Annotated in this window: 19 protein-coding genes; 1 reads left to right on the forward strand and 18 read right to left on the reverse strand. The window is 64.8% G+C overall.

The genetic code is table 11. The features are described 5' to 3' along the window. The 3 genes from V6M63_RS21640 to V6M63_RS21650 form a co-directional block, all read right to left on the reverse strand. Positions 1-222 (reverse strand): Zn-ribbon domain-containing OB-fold protein (locus V6M63_RS21640; RefSeq protein ID WP_332745274.1); only part of this gene is annotated, 222 nt, incomplete at its 3' end. A 5-nt stretch (positions 223-227) separates the two neighbouring features. Further along, positions 228-1,397 (reverse strand): acetyl-CoA acetyltransferase, encoded by a 1,170-nt coding sequence (locus tag V6M63_RS21645; protein WP_332745276.1) that lies wholly within the window; start codon positions 1,395-1,397, stop codon positions 228-230. Between the two features lie 122 nt (positions 1,398-1,519). After that, complete coding sequence (locus V6M63_RS21650) at positions 1,520-2,002, reverse strand: MaoC family dehydratase (protein WP_056278151.1); 483 nt, start codon at positions 2,000-2,002, stop codon at positions 1,520-1,522. 130 nt (positions 2,003-2,132) lie between these two features. Between V6M63_RS21650 and V6M63_RS21655 the strand changes: the two genes are divergently transcribed. Next, positions 2,133-2,942, forward strand: coding sequence for an SDR family NAD(P)-dependent oxidoreductase (locus tag V6M63_RS21655; RefSeq protein WP_056278154.1), 810 nt, complete (start codon positions 2,133-2,135; stop codon positions 2,940-2,942). Positions 2,943-2,950: 8 nt separating this feature from the next. Here the strand turns inward: V6M63_RS21655 and V6M63_RS21660 are convergent, their stop codons facing one another. The 15 genes from V6M63_RS21660 to V6M63_RS21735 form a co-directional block, all read right to left on the reverse strand. Further along, positions 2,951-4,456: an AMP-binding protein gene (locus V6M63_RS21660; RefSeq protein ID WP_332745282.1), complete on the reverse strand. Its 1,506-nt coding sequence runs from the start codon at positions 4,454-4,456 to the stop codon at positions 2,951-2,953. 14 nt (positions 4,457-4,470) lie between these two features. Then, entirely contained in the window at positions 4,471-5,337 is an 867-nt protein-coding gene (locus V6M63_RS21665) for an alpha/beta fold hydrolase (protein WP_056278160.1), read from the reverse strand. Further along, a complete protein-coding gene (locus tag V6M63_RS21670; protein WP_235501454.1) occupies positions 5,334-6,029 on the reverse strand; it encodes a transglutaminase-like domain-containing protein in 696 nt (231 codons plus the stop codon). The genes V6M63_RS21665 and V6M63_RS21670 overlap by 4 nt, the downstream gene beginning before the upstream one ends. Before the next feature lie 13 nt (positions 6,030-6,042). Then, positions 6,043-6,924, reverse strand: a complete 882-nt coding sequence (locus V6M63_RS21675; protein WP_056278584.1) for an SDR family oxidoreductase — start codon at positions 6,922-6,924, stop codon at positions 6,043-6,045. A gap of 24 nt (positions 6,925-6,948) precedes the next feature. Next, positions 6,949-7,383, reverse strand: coding sequence for a PaaI family thioesterase (locus V6M63_RS21680; RefSeq protein WP_056278166.1), 435 nt, complete (start codon positions 7,381-7,383; stop codon positions 6,949-6,951). Next, positions 7,380-7,856: a PaaI family thioesterase gene (locus V6M63_RS21685; RefSeq protein WP_056278169.1), complete on the reverse strand. Its 477-nt coding sequence runs from the start codon at positions 7,854-7,856 to the stop codon at positions 7,380-7,382. Before V6M63_RS21685 ends, V6M63_RS21680 begins: the two co-directional genes overlap by 4 nt. Then, positions 7,853-8,914: an MBL fold metallo-hydrolase gene (locus tag V6M63_RS21690; RefSeq protein WP_056278172.1), complete on the reverse strand. Its 1,062-nt coding sequence runs from the start codon at positions 8,912-8,914 to the stop codon at positions 7,853-7,855. Before V6M63_RS21690 ends, V6M63_RS21685 begins: the two co-directional genes overlap by 4 nt. Before the next feature lie 2 nt (positions 8,915-8,916). Beyond that, positions 8,917-10,062 carry an acyl-CoA dehydrogenase family protein gene (locus tag V6M63_RS21695; protein WP_056278176.1) on the reverse strand — a complete coding sequence of 382 codons (1,146 nt, stop codon included), beginning with the start codon at positions 10,060-10,062 and terminating at the stop codon, positions 8,917-8,919. Beyond that, complete coding sequence (locus V6M63_RS21700) at positions 10,059-12,083, reverse strand: acetyl/propionyl/methylcrotonyl-CoA carboxylase subunit alpha (RefSeq protein ID WP_332745291.1); 2,025 nt, start codon at positions 12,081-12,083, stop codon at positions 10,059-10,061. The genes V6M63_RS21695 and V6M63_RS21700 overlap by 4 nt, the downstream gene beginning before the upstream one ends. 25 nt (positions 12,084-12,108) lie before the next feature. Further along, positions 12,109-12,906, reverse strand: a complete 798-nt coding sequence (locus tag V6M63_RS21705; protein ID WP_069047281.1) for a crotonase/enoyl-CoA hydratase family protein — start codon at positions 12,904-12,906, stop codon at positions 12,109-12,111. Between the two features lie 10 nt (positions 12,907-12,916). Next, a complete protein-coding gene (locus V6M63_RS21710) occupies positions 12,917-14,512 on the reverse strand; it encodes an acyl-CoA carboxylase subunit beta (protein ID WP_182118930.1) in 1,596 nt (531 codons plus the stop codon). 82 nt (positions 14,513-14,594) lie between these two features. Further along, complete coding sequence (locus tag V6M63_RS24600) at positions 14,595-15,020, reverse strand: SDR family oxidoreductase (protein ID WP_442909633.1); 426 nt, start codon at positions 15,018-15,020, stop codon at positions 14,595-14,597. 109 nt (positions 15,021-15,129) lie between these two features. Beyond that, positions 15,130-16,119 carry a hydroxymethylglutaryl-CoA lyase gene (locus V6M63_RS21725; protein WP_332745295.1) on the reverse strand — a complete coding sequence of 330 codons (990 nt, stop codon included), beginning with the start codon at positions 16,117-16,119 and terminating at the stop codon, positions 15,130-15,132. Positions 16,120-16,137: 18 nt separating this feature from the next. Next, on the reverse strand, positions 16,138-18,135 hold the full coding sequence (locus V6M63_RS21730) for an acetyl/propionyl/methylcrotonyl-CoA carboxylase subunit alpha (RefSeq protein WP_056278193.1): 1,998 nt from the start codon (positions 18,133-18,135) through the stop codon (positions 16,138-16,140). A gap of 66 nt (positions 18,136-18,201) precedes the next feature. Further along, the gene (locus V6M63_RS21735; RefSeq protein ID WP_056278196.1) at positions 18,202-19,809 is read right to left on the reverse strand and encodes a carboxyl transferase domain-containing protein; all 1,608 of its coding nucleotides are present in this window, start codon (positions 19,807-19,809) and stop codon (positions 18,202-18,204) included. Positions 19,810-19,837 lie beyond the last annotated feature (28 nt).

Consider the following 19,837-nt stretch of genomic DNA (forward strand, 5'->3'; position numbering starts at 1 on the left):
ACCGGCCGGCCGGCGCGCGATGGTGTAGCTGTAAATGGTGCCGGTGCCGCGCGCATCGACCCATTCGACGGCGTCGGAATGGCAGTGCGGGCACAGGACGCGCGGATAGAAATGGTGCTTGCCACAGTCATGGCAGCGCTTGAGTGTCAGGCGATGTTGTTTCAGGGCGTCCCAATAGGAGCGGCTCTCGCCATCGATGACGGGCAGGGGTTTGTCGTACATGGTGTTCACCGGGTGGAGAGAATGCAAGTGGCACCGCTGGAGAGCGTGCCGCCGGTGCCGTGGACCAGCGCGGTCACGGCGTCCTGGATCTGGCGCGGGCCGCATTCACCGCGCAACTGGCGCACCGCCTCGATCAGCAGGAAGATGCCGTACATGCCGGGGTGTGCGTAAGACAGACCGCCGCCGTTGGTGTTAAGCGGGAATACACCGCCCGGCGCGGTGCGCTGGTTGGCGACAAAGGCTCCACCCTCGCCACGCTTGCAAAAGCCCAGCGCTTCGAGCGTCAGCAGCACGGTGATGGTGAACGAGTCATAGACCTCAACCACGTCAATGGCGTCATGCCGGATGCCCGCCATGGCAAAGGCGTCCCGACCGGCCACTTCGGCGGCCGTCAGGCGCGCTAGGTCGGGCATGGCGGCGATGGTCCAGTGGGTGTGTGATTCGCCGTAACCGCGCACGAACACCGGCTTGCGACCGAGCGCCTTGGCGTGCTCGTCGGTGGTCATGACCAACGCGCCACCACCGTCGGTGACCAGACAGATATCGAGCAGGTGCAGCGGGTCGGAGATCATCGTGCTCTGGAGCACATCCTCGATCGACAGCGGCTCGCGCATGGTGGCCGCCGGATTGAGCGCCGCCCACTTGCGCGTGGCCACCGCGATCTCGGCCAGGTTCTCGGAGGTGGTGCCATATTCGTGCATGTGGCGCTTGGCCGCCATCGCATAGCCGCCCACCGGCGTGGGCATGCCCCAAGGCGTCTCGTACTGCATGGTCAGCACCGCCGGGCGCCCGGCGAGGTTGCGGCTCATCTCGCTCTTCTGCAGGCTACCGTAAGTGATCAGCGCCACCTCGCAGCGGCCAGCCTCGATGGCGGTGGCGGCATGCGCCACATGCGCCTCGAAGGCCGAGCCGCCGATGTTGGTGCCGTCGACGAAGCGCGGCGTAATCCCCAGGTACTCCGACAGCGTCACGGTCGGCAACTGGCCCGGACCGGGCACCCCCCACATACCGGCGGTCAGCAACCCATCGACTTCGTGCATGGCGATGCCGGCGTCCTTCAAGGCGTCGCGGGCGACCAGCGCCTGGGCCTGCAGGACCGACATGGGCGCAAGGACCTTGCCGTCCTTCAGTGGCAGGTCGGCAACGCCGACGATCACAGCTTCTCGTTTTGTCATAGTTGGAAGTTTCCTAGTGTTGAATATCCCGGTCCACCCGGTCTGTACTGTTGATCCGGCCCTTTGACGTCGCGAGTCGTAGACGGGCTGCCACAGGCAAACGACTCACGAAAGTTCAAAATTCATGGAGCCGGAGCAGCAGGCAAAAAAGTAATGGTTTCAGTGAAGTCGGCAATGGTCTCGCCACGCTGATTGATCACCAAATGTTGCAACTCCATCAGGGTGTAGCCGCGCGAGGTCGTGGGGAGCAACCGGGCCTCCCCTTCGACATGAATGGTGTCGCCCGGAAACAGCGCACCGCGCAGGCGCGCCTGTACGCCGGTCATACCGCCGAACGGGCCGACTTCGTGGCCTTTGAGCGTGCCCTTGATGATGCCCGCCACGTAAGTCGCCAGCAGCCCCATGCCTAGCGAGATGACCATCGGGCCGGGCGCAAAGCGGCTGCGATGCGATCCGGTCATGTTCTCCCGGATGTACTCCATGTCGATGAAAAATGGTTCATGCAAGCCGACCACATTGACGAAGGTGACGATGTCGGTTTCGCTGATGGTGCGCCGGTGCGTCTTGAAATGATGCGACTTGGCACTGTCGGTCAGCTTGGTCATTTTGAAGTCCGGTGATGGATGGGGGGTGGTGATGGATGAAAGTGGTCCTCTGCGGGCAATCCCTCGATCGGCCTGTCCCGCTGTTTTGACAAAGTCGGGTTTTTATGTCTCCAGCGCCGGAGAACAGCGGATGAACCCAGCACCCTTGACTGGCGGTCCACTTCAGGGCCAGATCGCCCTCGTCACCGGTGCCACGGCCTTCATCGGTCGTGCCATAGCGCTGGAGTTGGCGCGGCGCGGCGCGCACGTGGTCGTCAACGGCCGCAATCCCGAAGCCGGGCAGGCGGTGATCAACGAGATCGCTGCGAACGGCTACAGCGCCACGTTTGAACAAGCCGACCTGACCAATAGCGATGCGGTTCATGCCATGGTGGATCGAGTTGCCGAGCGCCACGGTCGCCTTGACATCCTGGTGGCCAGCGGCGCAGATGCCAGTGCCGACTTGCCGTTCTTTCGCCTTTTCAAGGAAATGCGCGACGGCGGCTTCGACAACTACATCCGCGCCCACTGGCTCACCCGCGTGTATGCGATCCAGGCGGCCGCCCGCGTCATGGCACTGCACGGTCGCGGCAAGATCGTCGCGGTGGGTACCGCCGCGGGCCGCGTGGCCACGGTCGGCGAATCTTTCATTGGCGGTGCCACAGGCGGCATGATGCAAATGTGCCGCGTGCTGGCACGTGAACAGGGGCGCGACGGCATTCGCGTCAACGCGGTGGCGATGAGCTACATCTGGGATGCCGAGCCGCGCTGGGGTCCGGGCTCGCCAGCGCTCGAAGACGGCCATGGTGCGGGCATGATCGAGAACCCGCGCAAGCGCATGCTGTTTCCAGTGCATTGCCAGAACATCGCCAACTCGGCGGCGTTCTTGGCCGGACCGGAGTCCGATGCCATCACCGGCCAGACGCTCAGCGTCAACGGCGGTTTGAGCACACCGGGCTGACATGGCCATCAGGCGCCACCGTGCGCGGCCTTGACGGCCGCGCGGTCAATGCTATCGGCACCGCCCAAGGGGAGTGCCGATACAAACACCACGTGCTTGGGTTTTTTGTAGCGTGCGATGCGACCGCCCACAAACTCGATCAACTCCTCGGCACTCAGCGTGCACCCCGCCTTCAGCACGCAGACAGCCTTGACCGCCTCGCCCCACTGAACGTCCGGCACACCGAGGACCACCACCTGCGCCAGCGCCGGGTGCTCCATAATGACCCGCTCGACTTCAGCCGGATAAACGTTCTCGCCCCCCGGCTTGATCAACTCCTTGGCCGGTGAACGCCCGCTGTACCAGAGGTAGCCCTCGGCATCGACGCGCCCCATGTCGCCCGTGTGGTGCCAGCCGTTGCGCAGCGTGAAGGCGTTGTCTGCTTCACAGCGCCAGTAGCCCTGGAACACCATCGGCCCCCGCACCACAATTTCGCCGGTGGCGCCTGTGGGCAACGGGCGGTCCAGTTCGTCCACCACCGCGACCATGTTCAGCGCGGTGGGACGCCCGGCGCTGCCGGGGCGCTCGTCAAATGGCGCCAGGCTGACCGAGCCCGAGGTCTCGGTCTGGCCGTAGGCACTCCAGAAGGTCGCCTGGGGACAGGTGGTGCGCAAGCGCGCGATGGTCTCGGGCACATCGATCCCCGACACCACGCGCAACCTGGCCAGTGAAGAGCCTTGGGCGGCTGCGGCGTCCAGCAGGGCACCCAGCATCGGTGGAAAGGTGCCGATCAGGCTGCCGCCGTCCTCGTCGATATGCTTGACCAGGCTGGGCGGATCGAAACGTGTCAGCAGCAGCGTCGCCCCGCCCGCCTGCTGCGTGGCCAGCATGAAGCCGATGGAGGCCACGTGAAACAGCGGCAAGACGCCCAGATTGACATCTGACGTGGTCAACTGCCAGGCCAGTTGCGTCTGCAGGCTGGCTGCGATCAGGCCGCGGTGCGAGAGCAGCGCGCCGCGCGGCCGCCCGCCCACGGCGGCGGTGTGGATGATGACGAGACCCTCATCGTCATTCAGATCGGCGGGCGGCACGGTGCGATCGAGATACAGCGCACTGACGGGTTGCCAGGGTGCTGGCGCGGCGCCCAGCGTGTAGCGCAGCGTGTCGTCCAGGCCGCTCTGCGGCAGCAGGGCCTGGAATTCATCGGCGACGATCAGCACCCGCGGTGCCACGTCCTCGATGACGTAGGCCACCTCCTCGGCCGACAACCGCCAGTTGATCGGCACCACGATCGCGCCCAACTGGGCGGCGGCGCCGAACAGGTCGACATATTCCAGGCAGTTGGGGGCCAGTATCGCCAGCCGGTCACCCTGGCCCACGCCTGCGGCCGCCAGACCAGCCGCCAGGCGCGCCGTGCGCTCGGCATACTGGGCGTGCGTGACCCGCTGATCGCCGAACACCAGGGCGGTGTTCGATCCGTACAATTTCGCGTTACGGTTGATGAGATCGTGCAGCGTAAAAGATCGCAAACTCATTTCAGGCTCCTGGTTCAGATTTCACCCGACGGGGACTGTGTCGACGGCATCACTTCGTGCAGAAACGCCGCCACGCTGGCGGCGAAGGCGTCGTTGGCATCACCAGCGATCATGTGACCAGCACCCTTCAGATCGATAAAACGCGCCCGCGGCAGGGTTTGCACCAGGGCGCGCGCATCTTCTTCGCTGATGACGTCGCTGCGCTGGCCGCGCAGCAGCAAAGTGGGCGCCTGCAGGCCGCGCAAAGCGCGCTCGTAGCCGTCCGCATCGCGCCGGTGGTTGTGGTTGGCCTCGCTCATCAGTTGCGGGTCCCAATGCCAATTCCAGAGACCTTGCGCATTCATGCGCAGGTTTTTCTTCAGCCCCTCAACCGGTCCTTCCATGGGTCGGCCCCGGTAGGCGGCGATATGCTGGGCGGCCTCTTCAAGTGACGCAAAACCATCGGGCCGAGCCCGCATGAAGCGCACGATGCGCTCGACACCGACTTCTTCCATGCGCGGCGCAATGTCCACCAGCACCAGCGCGTTGATCGGCGGCGCATCGGCGCGGCCCACGGTGGCCATGCTGATGAGGCCACCCAGCGAGGCACCGACCACCGCCAGCGGTGTGCCCAGTTCGCGCCAGATGCAGCACATGGTGTCGGCCAGCGTCTCGATGCGGTAATCGCCATCCTTGGCCCAGGCGCTGTCGCCGTGGCCCGGCAAGTCCAGCGCCACGGTGTACCAACCCGCATCGCCCAGCACCTGTGCCGCCTTGCCCCATGCATGGCGGGTTTGCCCGCCACCGTGCAGCAGCAACACCGTGGGCGCGCCGACTGGGCCATAGACGTCGGCCACCAGAGAGCCACCGGCAAAGCCGGGAAATTCCCGGCGCGTCGTCATGATGACGGCCCCACTTCCTGGGCGAAGTCGGCCCCGCTGTCCGCGGTCTGTCCCCAGTCGGCGAAGGTTTTGTAATGTGCGCGCCAAGAGGCCAGCAGTTCATCGCGCGGCAAGTCGGCGTAAGTGCCGTGGTCGTGCACATACTCCATGTGCCTGCGGCCGCTGACATCGAATTCATGAAAGACCGAATCGGCGCGGCCATCGAATTCCAGTGGATGGATACCGGCCTTCTCGCACAAGGAGCGGTTGAAGGCGGGCGTGGCCTTGAGCCACTGCCCGTCAACCCACAGCTCGGTGTAACCGTGAAAGACGAACAGATCGGTGCCCATCATGTCTTGCAGGCGCTTGCTGCTCAGGTGGTTGCGAACGTCGGCATAGCCCAGCCGTGCCGGCACGCCCAGGACGCGGGCTGCCGCTGCCAGCAGCGCCGCCTTGGGCACGCAAAAGCCACGCCCGGCCTCGATCACGCGACTGCCCTTCAAACCCTCGACCGTGGTGTCAAAGCAGTAGGGGTCGTAGAGAAACTCGTCACGCACGGCGTAATAGAGCTTGACTGCGATCTCGCGCGGCGCCATGGCAGGGTCGGCCACCCGGTGCGCGAACGCGATCACCGCCGAGTGATCGCTGTCCACGTAGCGGCCGGGCGCGAGATAAGCCGACGGATCGTTCGAAGGGGTGATTGGGGTTTGCATAGTCACTTCCATGTCATTGATCCTTGACGCTCAGGCACTTTGGCGGTTCGGCCAGCGCAAAGCCATTGAAGGGTTTGGATCGATCATGAGCCTGCAATTTCCAGGTCGGTCGGGCATTGGGCACGCCACCATCGACCCGAATGCAAGAACCCGTGATGAAAGCCGCCGCCTCGCACAGCAAAAACACAATCGCCGCCGAAATCTCGGCCTCGGTGCCATAACGTTGCAGCGGCACCTTGGTCTTCAGGCTGCGCAGTTCGGCCTGCATCTCGGGGCTGTAGGTATCAAAGCCGCTGCTGGCAATCCAGCCCGGTGCCACGGCGTTGACACGCACGCCGGCGCAGGCCCATTCGCAAGCCGCCGTCTCGGTGAACGACAGCATGCCGGCACGCGCCGCACCGCTGTGCGCCATGGTCGGCATGCCGCCCCAGATGTCGGCGATGATGTTGACAATGGCGCCGCCATGGAACTCCATGGACTGGTTGAAGGCTTCGCGCGCCACCAGGAAGCCGCCGGTGAGGTTGCTGCGCACCACCGCATCCCAGCCCTTCAGGCTGATGTCCTTGACCGGCTGCGGGTACTGGCCACCCGCGTTGTTGACGAGACCATCGATCTTGCCGTGCTGTGCGATCACGTCGGCGATCATGGCCTTGACGCCCGCCTCGTCGCGAATGTCGCAAGCGTGGATACTGGCCCGGCCGCCGGCCTGCGTGATTTCAGCTTGCACAGCTTCCAGCTTCTCGACGCGGCGACCGACAAGCGCGACGCTGGCCCCTAGGTTGGCCAGTTCGTGCGCGGTGCAGCGGCCAATGCCACTGCCACCACCGGTGACGATAACGGTTTGACCAACAAACAGGCCAGGGCGGAACACGGAACGGTAGGTAGATTGAGACATGATGGACATTTCCTTTCTGCACCCTCAGGCTCGCAGCATGAAATTGCCGTGGCCAAGGGCGATGGGCTTATCGGGGCTGGATTGCCATGCCTGGATGCGCAGGTTCGCCACACGCTGGCCCAGCTTGACCATCACGACGTTGGCATAGGTGTCCTGCGGACGGCCCGAGCGCAGGTAATCAATGTTGAAATCGATGGTCTTGGGCAAGTCCCGGCTGTCCATGTGCCACAGCAGGTAGAACAATCCGGCGCATTCCAGAAACCCTCCGGTGGCACCGCCATGCAGAGCCGGCAGCATGGGGTTGCCTATCAGTTTTTCCTGGAAAGGCAAGACGCAGGTGAACTCCTCGCCCTTGACATCAATGCGCAGGTCCAGAAAACGCGCAAAGGGCACCGCCTGGATCACTTCGCTCCAGTCACCCTGGGCGCGCGCATGGTCAATTTGTTCGGTCCATTTCATCGTGGCACATCCTCGTTGCGCAATACCGGTCGCCCGGAAGTAAACATGTAAATGCCGACTGCGGTGGCTATTGGGTCGTCCAACGTGTCGTGGTAAGCGGCGCCACGGACGAACGCCAGTTCTGCAGTCAACTTGTAGCAAACGGCTCCCCCCAGAATCGCCCGCCCGGGCGTCGCGGGCTTGAGGTAGTCGATGCGCAAGTCCAGCGTGGCCATCGGCCGTATCTCCGGCAGCTTGACGAAAATCGCGAATCCGAGCGCGGCGTCGAGCAGCGCAGTGATGACTCCGCCATGCAAAACCCTGGTCTGCGGATCGCCCACCAGTGCTTCCTGGTACTCGACTTTGAGCACGCACCAGTCGGTGTGCACCGCGTGCGGCAGGAAGCCCAGTTCGCGGTTATACGGCGACACATGGGCGAACTTTTGCCATCGCTTGGCGATTTCTTCTTCTTTGATGATGTGTGTTTCTGTCATCTCGACATGTCTCCAGACAAGGTGAGGGTGGGCTCTTCACTGGCCGCCGTCACCGGATACCAGCGGGTCGCGGCTGGCGTTTCTTCATGGCGCACATGGCCGGCACGCTGCAGCCACAGCAGGTGCGCCAGGGTTTCGCCCATGGCCAGGTAAGCATGCAGCGGGTCGCTCTGCGCGCCATAAACGGCGTAGCCGAGTTCGGTGGCATTCATGCCCCCCTCGCCCAGACGCGCCAAGAACTTGCGCAGTGCCCTCTGGTGGTGCGCCACCAGTCCATGCGCGCGCTCGACCCCGGCGTGGTAGACGCCGTGGTGGGCTGGCAAGACGTACTCGATGTCCAGTCCCGCAATTGTGCGCAGGCTATCCAGGTAACGTGGCAGCGGATCGGTTTCGCCATAGGGCCAGACACCAATGTTGGGTGTGATGCGCTCGAGCAACTGGTCGCCCGTGAGCAGCAATTTCAGCTTGGGCTCGTACAAGCAGATTTGGGCAATGCTGTGTCCACCAAGCACCAGCACGTCGAAAGCATGATCGCCGATGTGCAAGGTCTGGCCGGCTTCGAGCGGCTCGACGCGAGTCGGCACGGCACAGGCCATATTGCTTTGCAACACCCCGCCCACCACCTGATGCGCATCTTCCGGCGCCACCCCATGGCGGCACATGAAGTCGATACAGTAAGCGCGGTCATCGATGCTGACCACGTGCGTCTGCCGCGCCACCGCCACCTCCTCCTCGCGCATCAGGATCGGAGCCCCGGTGCGCTCGTGCAGCCACACCGCCAGCCCGAGGTGGTCGGGGTGGTGGTGCGAGACGATGATGCGCGTCAAGCCAGCCGCCAGCGGGCCTTCCAATGCGCGCAGCCACAAGGCCCGCGCCGCCTCGCAATCGGCACCCGTGTCGAATAGGCACCAACCCTCGCTGTCGCGAATCAGGTAGATGTTGACGTGGTCGATGCCATAGTCCACCGGCAGCGTGAACATCAGGATGCCGGGCAGGACCTCCTTCAGAGGCAGCTCGACCAACCCGTCAATGACTGAAGTAGCTCGAGAGGTGCTCATGTTCACAACCGTTTCGCCACTTCTTCGAGCATGACCTCGGTGGCACCGCCACCGATAGCTTGGACGCGTGCGTCGCGCACCATACGCTCGATCGCGGCCTCGCGCATGTAGCCGAAGCCGCCGTGGAACTGCTGGCAGTCATAGACCACATCGTTGACCAGCTCGCCGCACAGCGCCTTGACCATCGACACCTCCTTGACGCAGTCGCGCCCCTGCGCGTCCAGCCAGGCCGCGTGGTAAACCAACTGGCGGGCCGCCGCCACCTGCGCTGCCCGCATGGCCATGCGCTGGCGAATCGCCTGCTTGTCCCACAGCGTGGCGCCGAAGGCCTTGCGCTCGCGCACATAGGCCAGCGTCAGCTCGATCGCGCGTGCGGCCTCGCCCATCACCTGCGCACCTAGCACCATGCGCTCGTTCTGGAAGTTGCGCATGATCTGGTAGAAGCCCTTGTTCTCTTCGCCCAGCAGGTTGGCGGACGGCACGCGGCAGTCCTCGAACACCAGCTCGGCGGTGTCGCTGCACAGCCAGCCGCTCTTGTTGAGCGCACGCCCGACCCGAAAACCCGGGGTGCCCTTCTCGACGATGAAGATCGAGATACCGCGCGAACCCTTGGCGCTCGGATCGGTCTTGGCGGCGACAAAGTACACGTCGCCATGCACGCCGTTGGTGATGAACATCTTGCTTCCGTTGATGACCCAGTGCTCACCGTCGCGCACCGCGCGTGTGCGGATGCCGGCCACGTCGGAGCCGGCATCGGGCTCGGTGACCGCCACAGCGCAGATCTTCTCGCCACCGATGATGGGCGGCAGGTAGCGTGCGAGCTGCTCTGGCGTGCCAAAGTTGGCCAGGTGCGGCGAGGCCATGTCGGTGTGCACCATCACCGTCACGGCGAAGCCGCCGTAAGTGGAACGGCCGAGTTCTTCGGCCAGGATGGCGCTGTACACGGTGTCGAGTTTCGAGCCGCCGTACTTTTCGTCGTAGCGTATGCCCAGATAGCCCAGTTCGCCCATCTTGCGCAGCAGCGCGCGCGGCACCATGCCCTGATCTTCCCAGAGCGCGGCGTGCGGCACTACTTCCTGCTCGACAAAGCGGCGCAGGTTGTCCCGGAACTGCCGGTGTTGCTCGTCAAAATAAATCGGCTCGTTCATTGCTTTTCCTCGGATTCGATTGTTTCCATGATCGCCAGCACATCACCACCGCGCACCGCGTCGCCGACGCGGCAACGCAGCTCGGCCACACGTCCCGGCGCTACCGCGCTCAGCGTATGCACCATCTTCATAGCTTCCATCTGCACCAGCGTGTCGCCCGCGTTCACACTCATGCCTACACTGACCTGCACCTGCGTCACCAGACCGGGCATGGGGGCGAGCAGGAGATTGCCGCCCAGCTCATCGGCACCCGCCGCGCCCTTGAGTGCGCGCTGCCAGCGATCGAGCCGGCGCCAGGCCCACGTGCCGCTCAGGCCAGAGAGCCACACGCGTTCGCCTTGCTTGGCGTGCTGCTCCACCGCCACCGTGAAGCGAACCGTCAGGCCGTCGCACTGCAACGCCAGGGTGTCGCCGGCCAATACCGCCGCCAGGGTCAACTCCCGATCGCCGACGCACACACGCCAGCTGTCACCCTGCGGCGAGACGCTGACTTCATGCACGCAGCGCTGCTCGTCTTCGAGCAGCACCTGTGTGCTGCCAGTGCCACTCCCAGCGCCGGCCGCGCGCCAGGCCCCGAGCGACTGCCAGGCCGAGCGCCCGGCCGTCGCCTGTTTGATCAGCACGCCGTGCACGGCGGCAGCCGCGATGGCCAGCCCATCGTCCGTGCGCGGCTGCCAGCCTGTGGGAAAGGCGCGTTCGATGTAATGTGTGGTGAGTACTTGCGCGAAGTGGTCATGGCGCAGCAGATCGGCCAGAAAACCGAGGTTGCTGTGCACGCCGAGCAGCACCGTGTCGTCCAATGCCGTGGCGAGCCGCCGTGCGGCGGTCGGCCGGTCGTCGGCATGGGCAATTACCTTGGCCAGCATGGAGTCGTAATAAGGCGTAACGTGACTGCCGTTGCGCACGCCGCTGTCGACCCGAACGCCCTCGCCGCGCGGCTCGCGGTAGTCGATCAGGGCGCCGATCTCGGGCGCGAAACCCGCCGCCGGATTCTCCGCGCAGACACGCGCCTCGATCGCGCAGCCGCGCTGCGTCAGGTCCGGCTGGGCGAAGCCGAGCGGCTCACCAGTGGCCACCCGCAGCTGCCATTCGACCAAATCGATACCGACCGTCAACTCGGTCACCGGGTGCTCGACCTGCAGCCGGGTGTTCATTTCCAGGAAGAAGGTGTCGCCGCTGCGGCTGTCGTGGATGAACTCGATGGTGCCGGTGCTGTCGTAGCCGATGGCGTGCCCGATCGTCAGCGCGTGCGAAAACAGGGCCTCGCGCACGGCGGGAGGCAGGTGTGGCGCGGGCGCTTCCTCAATCACTTTCTGGTGGTTGCGCTGGATCGAACATTCGCGCTCGAACAAATGGACCAGATGCCCGTGCTTGTCGCCCAGCAACTGCACTTCGAGGTGGCGTGGCTCGTCGAGGTAGCGTTCCAGCAGCACGCGGTCGTCGCCGAACGAAGCCTTCGCTTCGCGTCGCACGGTATCCAGCGCGGCCGAGAAGTCAGCCGCGCTGCGCACCACCCGCATGCCCTTGCCGCCGCCGCCTGCCGAGGCCTTGATCAGCACCGGGTAGCCGATGCCCCCGGCCGCCGCCTGCAAGACCGCAGAGTCCTGGTCGTCGGCGTGGTAGCCCGGCACCACCGGCACGCCGGCTCCGAGCGCGATGCGCTTGGATTCGATCTTCGAGCCCATGCGCCGAATCGCTTCGCGCGAGGGGCCCACAAAAATGAGCCCGACGGCTTCGCAGGCGTCAATCAGGGCCAGGCTTTCCGACAAAAAGCCGTAGCCCGGATGGATGGCCTGCGCACCGGCGGCACGCGCCGCGGCCACGATGGCAGCGGCATCAAGGTAGCTGCGCGCGGCCTCCGGCGCTCCGATGCGCACGGCCGTATCGCACAGGGCCACGTGCAGCGCCTCGCGGTCGGCGTCGGAATAGACCGCCACCGTGCGCAAGCCCATGCGGCGCGCGGTGCGGGCGATGCGGCAGGCGATCTCCCCGCGATTGGCAATCAGGAGGGTGTTAAACATCAGTCGCACGCCTTCATGCCAACACTCAGACCTGCCGCCACACCGGCAGCCGCTTGCCAAAAAAGGCTGCAATGCCGTCGCGCCCTTCTTCGGTTTCCCAGGCGTCGGCCAGCTTGTCAGCGGTGTAGATCATGTTGGTGGGCAGATCGTGCGCCTGCACATAGGCCACCAGCTTCTTGGTGGCCGCCACCGCGCCGGGCGCGCACTGCAGCAGGTCGGCGAGTTCGCGTTCAATGGCCGCGTCGAGCTGATCGGCCGCCACCACTTCTGAGAGCAGGCCCAGGCGCTGCGCCTCTGCCGCGCTCATGCGGCGCGCCGTCAGAAAGGTGCGCCGGGCGTTGGCTTCACCCATGCGCGCCACAACGTAGGGCGCGATGTTGGCCGGCAGCAGGCCCAGGCGCACCTCGGTCAGCGAGTAGATGCCGGTATCGACCGCGATCGTGATGTCACAGACCGAGATCATGCCGACGCCGCCGCCATACGCGGGGCCATTGATGCGGCCAATGACGGGCATAGGCAGCTCGTTCAGGGCGCGCAGCATGAGCGCCAGATCGCCGCTTTCGCCCACGCGCTCGGTCCGACTCTTTTTCATGTTGTCCTGCATCCAGCCCAGGTCACCACCGGCGCAAAAGGTCTTGCCGGTGCCGGTGAGCACCACCGCGCGCACGCCCGGCGCTACGGCCAGCCAATCGACGGCACGGCGCAACTCGCTGATCAGGGTGGCGTTGAGCGCGTTATGAGTGTCGGGGCGGTTGAGCGTGAGGCGGGCCACGCCGCGCGCGTCGACGACCAGTTGCAGGGTCTCGTAGGTGGGGGTGTTCATAGAGGTTCTCTTACATGCGGTAAACAGGGGTTGCCGTACTCGGCAACGCACGGCGCGCCGCCAGCGCCAGCGCCAGGCCCAGCACGTCGCGCGAGGCCGAGGGTTCGATCAGACCGTCGTCCCACAGCCGGGAGGTGGCGTAATAGGGATCGCTCTGGCGCGCGTACTGCTCGCGTACCTTGCGTTCGATATCCAGCAGCCGCGCCTCATCAGCCGGGCCGCGCAGGTTAGAGCGCGCCAGCTCGACCATCACGTTGCTAGCAATGTCGGCGCTCATCGTGGCAACTCTGGCACTGGGCCAGGCGAACAGGAATTCGGGCTCAAAGCCGCGGCCGCACATGCCGTAGTTGCCGGCGCCATAAGAGCCGCCAACCACCAACGTGAGCTTGGGCACGCGCGCGCAAGCCATGGCATACACCATCTTGGCGCTGTGCTTGGCAATACCGCCACGCTCGGCCTCGGTGCCAACCATGAAGCCGGGGATGTTCTGCAAAAACAGCAGCGGTACTCCGCGCTGGTTGGCCAGTTCGATGAAATGCGCGCCCTTCAGAGCCGACTCGGCCAGCAGCGCGCCGTTGTTGGCGAGGATGGCGACCGGCTGGCCGTGGATCGCGCCAAAGCCGGTCACCAGCGTATCTCCCCACAACGGTTTGAACTCGTGGAAAGCGCTGCCGTCGAGCAGCCGCGCAATGATTTCGCGCGCGTCGTAGGGCTGTTTGGGGTCGACCGGTACGACGCCATCGAGCTCAATCGGGTCGTAACGTGGTGCGCTGGGCGGCAGCGGCGGCACCATGGGCGGCTCGGGCGGCAGGCTGGCGACGATCTGACGCAGCATGGCCAGCGCCTGATGCTCGTCCTCGGCCAGGTGGTCGCTGACACCGGAGACACGGCTGTGCATCTCCGCGCCGCCCAGGGTTTCGCCGTCGACCACTTCGTTGATCGCGATCTTGACGATGGACGGGCCACCCAGATGAATGCGTGCGTTACCGCGCACCATCACCACTTCGTCCGACAGCGCGGGAATGTAGGCGCCGCCCGCGGTGCAACCGCCGAACACGGCCGAGAGCTGCGGCAGGCCAGCCTGCGACATGCGGCACTGGCGGTGGAAGCTGTTGCCGAAGTGGTCCTTGTCGGGAAACACGCGGTCCTGCTCCGGCAAAAAGGCGCCGCCGCAATCCACCAGGTACAGGCAAGGCAGGCGCAGGCGCTGGGCAATCTCCTGCGCCCGTATGTGTTTTTTAACGGTTTCATGGAAGAACGAGCCGCCCTTGACGGTGGCATCGTTGGCAATGAACATGCAGGGCCGCCCGGCCACCATCCCGACGCCGGTGACGATGCCCGCACCCGGCACCTCGTTGCCATACTGATCCCAGGCCGCCAGCGGCGAGAGTTCCAGGAAGGCACTACCGTCATCGACGATGAAGTCGATGCGCTCGCGCACCAGCAGCTTGCCGCGCTCGCGGTGGCGCTGGATGTGCGCGTCGCGCCCGCCGGTGGCCACCTCGGCCAGGCGTGCGCGCAGAAGAGCGATCTGGCCCGCGTGGTGTGCAAGGTTGTCGCGGAAGCCCGGACCCTGCACATCGACCAGCGTTTGAATCACGGACATCCTGTTTCGTCCTTTGAAGCGCGGTCAGACCGCGGCGTAGCCACCATCGACCACCAACTCGGCACCCATGACGGTGGACGACTCATCGGAGGCCCCGGAACAGCACCACCGCCGACACTTCCTGATGCTGCACCGCCCGCCCAATTGGAGTGGTGCCGAGCAGCGATTTGTGATCGGCCGGATCGCTCAACAAGTCCTTGGTCATCGGCGTCTCGATGGCGCCAAGGTGAACCGAATTGACACGAATATTGAAAGGGGCGAGATAGGGCGCGCTGGCCATACTGAACAGCCGTACCTCGCCCTTGGAAGCCCCATAGGCACAGGGTGCGCCTAACGGCCGTAGATAGACAGGATGTTGATGATCGAGCCACCACCTGCCTGCTTCATCGTCGGCACCCCCGTCCGCGTGCCGAAAAAGGGGTAGCGCACGTTGACGTTGAACATGCGGTCCCACTCCGCCGCGCTGGCGAACGCCCGCCGCGACGGTTTCGCCAATCCCGGCGTTCATGTCCGCGACAGGCAGCTCGCAGTGGACCTGGCCCATGCCCATCGCACTGCCCGTCACCAGAATGACCTTGTCCTGTACTCGACCAATGACCTTCTCCTTGTCATGTGATTCAGCGCACCGCCCCACAAATCTCTTGCATTCGCTGGCCGGCGCGAAATCCCTTGAGCGAGCCGCTGTGCATCACATGGCCCGACAGGGTGCGGCCGATGACGCGTTCGGCCAGAAGGGACGCCTCGATCAGCGCCTCTAAATCGATGCCGGTCTCGATGCCCAGTTCCTGGCACATGAACACCATGTCTTCGGTGCAGATATTGCCGGCCGCGCCACCGTGCGTGTGACCCGCGAACGGACAGCCGCCCAGACCGGCGACCGAACTGTCGAACAGCCGCACGCCCATTTGCAAGGCGGCATAAACGTTGGCACCGCCGACGCCGCGCGTGTCGTGCAGGTGCAGGCCGATCTGAGCCTCCGGCACGATCGCGCGCACCGCGCCGACGCGGCGCTTGATCTCCTCGGGATTTGCCCAGCCCATGGTGTCGGCCAAGTAGACCGCCGGCAGCGGCACACGCCGGTCGGCGCAGGCATCGACCAGCCAGCGGACCTGATCGGTGAGGACCGACAGCGGCACGGCGCCACCGAGATTGCAGCCAAAGGCCGTGATCACGTAGGCCTTTTCCACCGGAATGCCCAGGGCGATGTAGCGGTCCAGCCAGCCGAGCTGGCGTTCACGCATCTCGGCCACGCTGCAATTGTTGTTGCGCTGCGAAAACGGCTCGGTTGTGTAGAACATCAGCTTGCCGTCCAGATCCACCTGTTCACAGGCGCGCGCCCGCTCGAAGCCGTTGTCGTTGAGCCAAAGCGCCGTGTAGCGGGTACCAGGGCGCTTGATGATGGCGGCGAACAATTCGGACGTGTCGGCCATCTGCGGCACCGCGCTCGCACTGACAAAGGACGCAACCTGGATCTGCCTCAGACCCGAGAGGCTCAAGGCATCAATCAGCGCGGCGCGGTCCGCCAGCGGATAGGTTTTTGGCTCCATCTGGAAGCCCTCGCGCGGTCCCTCCTCATGGAACTCGACGGAGGTAGGCAAGTTGCTCATCGCTTGTACCTCCTTCGATCAAGCCGGGCTGACTTCGGCCAGCACTTGGTGGCGCTCAACCATGTCGCCGACCCGGCAGCGCAGGCTGCTCAGGCTGCCTTCGAATGGCGCCATGACGTGCAGCTCCATCTTCATCGATTCGAGCACGATCACGGTCTGGCCGATGGAAACCTTCTCACCGACCGCCGACTTGACCGCCACCACCTTGCCCATCATTGGCGCGCCCAATTGACCGCTGGCGGCAGCGTCACCGGCGCCCCCCCCCAGATAGGGTCGTGCCGTGAACAAGCTGCTGCCCAACGCGCTGGCGAGCTCGGCCTGCCACGCGTCGCCCCGGATCGTCAGTTCCAGCGCCCGCCCACCACATTGCAGCAGGAAGCGTCCGCCCGCGAGCGGCTGCAGCGTAGCGCGCACCTTTTGCTCGCCAATGACCAGCGCACTGCTGCCCTGGTCATCGCGCATCGAAAACCGCACGGGCCATTCCGCCGCGCCCGCCTTCAACACAAGGACCGGCTGGGGTGCGGCCTGAATCGGCCCACTGCTCAGGCGCCAGCCCGTGAAACCGTCCCAGAGGGTCCAGCAGCCCAGCGCGGACGACTCGGCACGCCGTTGCGCCAGCCAGTGCAGCGCGGCAGCAGCCAGATGCTCAAGAGGCGGCGCGGCGGGAGCCACCACGCCGCGCTGCGCGTGGCGCTCGTCGATCAGGCGGGTGTGAAATGTGGCATCGCGGGTCTCCGGCCATTCCAGCAGTTCATGCAGAAATTCCAGGTTGGTGACCAGGCCGATCACCGTGCTTTCGCGCAATCCGGCCACCAGCGCCCGGCGCGCCGACTCGCGGTCGGGCCCGTGCGCGATGAGCTTGGCGATCATCGAGTCGTAGTGCGGCGAGATTTCGTCGCCACTGTCTACCCCGGACTCGACGCGCACGCCCGCGCGCGAAAAATCGACCACCTGCAACCGCCCGGTAGCCGGCAAAAATCCCGCAGCGGCGTCTTCAGCGCACAGCCTGGCCTCGAAGGCGTGACCGGTGCACCGCACGTCGGCTTGCGCCAGCGGCAGGCTGTCCGTGTCGGCAATGCGCAGTTGCAGTTCGACCAGATCGAGGCCGGTGACTTCTTCGGTCACCGGGTGTTCGACCTGCAAGCGAGGATTGACCTCCAGGAAATAATATTCTTCACCCGTGACGACAAACTCAACCGTGCCCAGGCCGCGGTAATTCACGCCAGAGGCCAGCTTGACCGCATCGGCCAGGATAGCTTCACGCAGACGCGGGCTCAGACCGCTTGACGGCGCTTCTTCGATCACTTTTTGATGGCGTCGCTGCAAGGTGCACTCGCGCTCGAACAGGTGAATGGCGTGGCCCTGGCCGTCACCGGCCACCTGCACCTCCAGGTGGCGCACATGCGGCAGGTAGCGCTCGACGATCAGTTCGCCGTTGCCGAAGGCTTTTTCGGCCTCACGCATGGCACTCTCGATGCGCGACTCCAGCCCCTCCAGCGTCTCGACCACCGCCATGCCACGGCCACCGCCACCAGCCACGGCCTTGAGCAGCACGGGCAGCTTCATACCGCGCACCAGATTCAACACCTCGGCTGGGTCGGTCATGCCGCTTTCGCTGCCGGGAATGACCGGCACGCCGAGACGGGCTGCCTCGCGCTTGGCACTGGCTTTGCCGCCGACGCGCTCGATAGTGTCGGCCCGGGGTCCAATGAAGGTCAAGCCAGCCGCATCCAGTGCGCGCACAAAGGCCGGATTTTCCGAGACAAAACCGTAGCCCGGATGAACGGCGTCGGCGCCCACACGCCGGGCCGCCGCGATGATGGCATCGATGTTCAGATAACTCTCGCTGGGCGCTGCACCCCCGAGTTCGACCGATTCACCGATCTCACGCACATGGCGGGCAAACCGGTCGGCACTGGAGTGCACGGTGGCCACTTCCAGGCCGAGCTTGCGGCAGGTGCGGGCAATGCGGCAGGCGATCTCGCCGCGGTTGGCAATGAGGACTTTCTTAAGCATGCCCAACTCCTGCGGCGAAGTGGGTCATCAAGACGGTGTGGATGCGTTGCATGGCTGGCGTCCTGGTTAAAAACGGAAGACACCGAACGGCGTCGGTTTGGCGGCAGTCCGGGATGCGAGGTCGAGCAGCAGTCCCATGGCGTCGCGTGTTTCCACCGGATCGATGATGCCGTCCACCCACAAATTCGAGGAGAAGTTCGCAGCAGGCTGGAAGTCTTCGTAAATCTTGCGTACCGGCGCCTTGAACGCCTCTTCTTCCTCGGGCGTCCACTCTTTTCCCTCGGTCTTGTTGATCTGTCTGCGCACCAGTGCCATCACCGTGGCGGCCTGATCCGGACCCATGATGGCCGCGCGGCCGGTCGGCCAAGCAAACATCGCGGTCGGGTTGAACGGGCGGCCACACATCGCCAGGTAACCTGCACCGTAAGAGGCGCCCATGATGATGGTGTACTTGGGCACGTTGGCCGAGGCCATCGCCGTGATCATCTTGGCCCCGGCTTTGGCAATGCCAGCCTGCTCGGCGGCGCGCCCGACCATGAAGCCGGTCACGTCGGCCATGAACAGCAGAGGGATGTCTCGCTGGCAGCACAGATCGATGAAGTGCGCCGCCTTCATCGCGCTTTCCGGGAACAGCACGCCCTGGTTGGCCAGGATGCCAACCTCGTGGCCATGGATGCGAGCAAAGCCGGTCAGCAGGGTGTCGCCGTACATCGGCTTGAATTCCTGGAACCGGCTGTCATCGACGAAACGCGCCAGAATCTCGCGCGTGTCGGTCGGGATTTTGGTGTCGCGGCTGATGATGCCGTAAATCTCGCGCGGATCGAAGCGCGGAGGCACCGACGGCTGACGCGTCCAGCGTGGCTTGGGCTGCTCACCCAGGTCCCGTACGATTTCACGCGTGATGGCCAGCGCGTGGCGGTCATCTTCGGCAATATGATCAGTGACACCGCTGACGCTGCAGTGCATCTTGGCGCCGCCCAGCGACTCTGCATCCACCGTCTCGCCGGTGGCGGCAAAGGTCAACTCGGGGCCACCGAGGTACATATAGCCTTGTTCCTTGACAATCACCGCCTCGTCGCACAGCGCCGGGATGTAGGCGCCACCCGCCGTGCAAGGCCCCATCACCACGGCAATCTGCTGGATACCCTCGGCCGACATGCGTACCTGGTTGTTGAAAATGCTGCCGAACTGCCCCACATCGGGAAAGATGTTGGCCATCTCAGGCAGGAAGGCGCCACCGCTGTCCACCAGCGTGATGCAGGGCAAGCGGTGTGCCCAGGCAATTTGCTGCGCCCGCACATGCTTCTTGCAGGTCATGCCGTAGTAGGTGCCACCCTTCACGGTGGCGTCGTTGGCAATGATCATGCACGGACGGCCCTGCACCAGACCGATGCCGGTGATGATGCTGGCACCCGGCGGCACGCCGTCGTACATGCCCTCGCCGGCAAGCATGCCGACCTCTAGGAAAGGCGAACCTGGATCGAGCAGCACTTCGACGCGATGGCGCGGCAGGATCTTGTTGCGCGCCAGGTGTTTTTCCCGCGCTTTCGGGGGGCCTCCGGCCAGCGCCAGTTGGCGACGGCTTTGCAGGTCCGCAATCACGGCCTGGTAGGCTTTTTGGTTGAGCCGAAATTCGTCGTCGGAAGTCGATATGCGGGAGGAAAGGATGGTCATATGTGATTGCGCCTATTCGCGAGACAAA

Source organism: Hydrogenophaga sp. (assembly GCF_036675665.1).
GTDB lineage: Bacteria > Pseudomonadota > Gammaproteobacteria > Burkholderiales > Burkholderiaceae_C > Hydrogenophaga.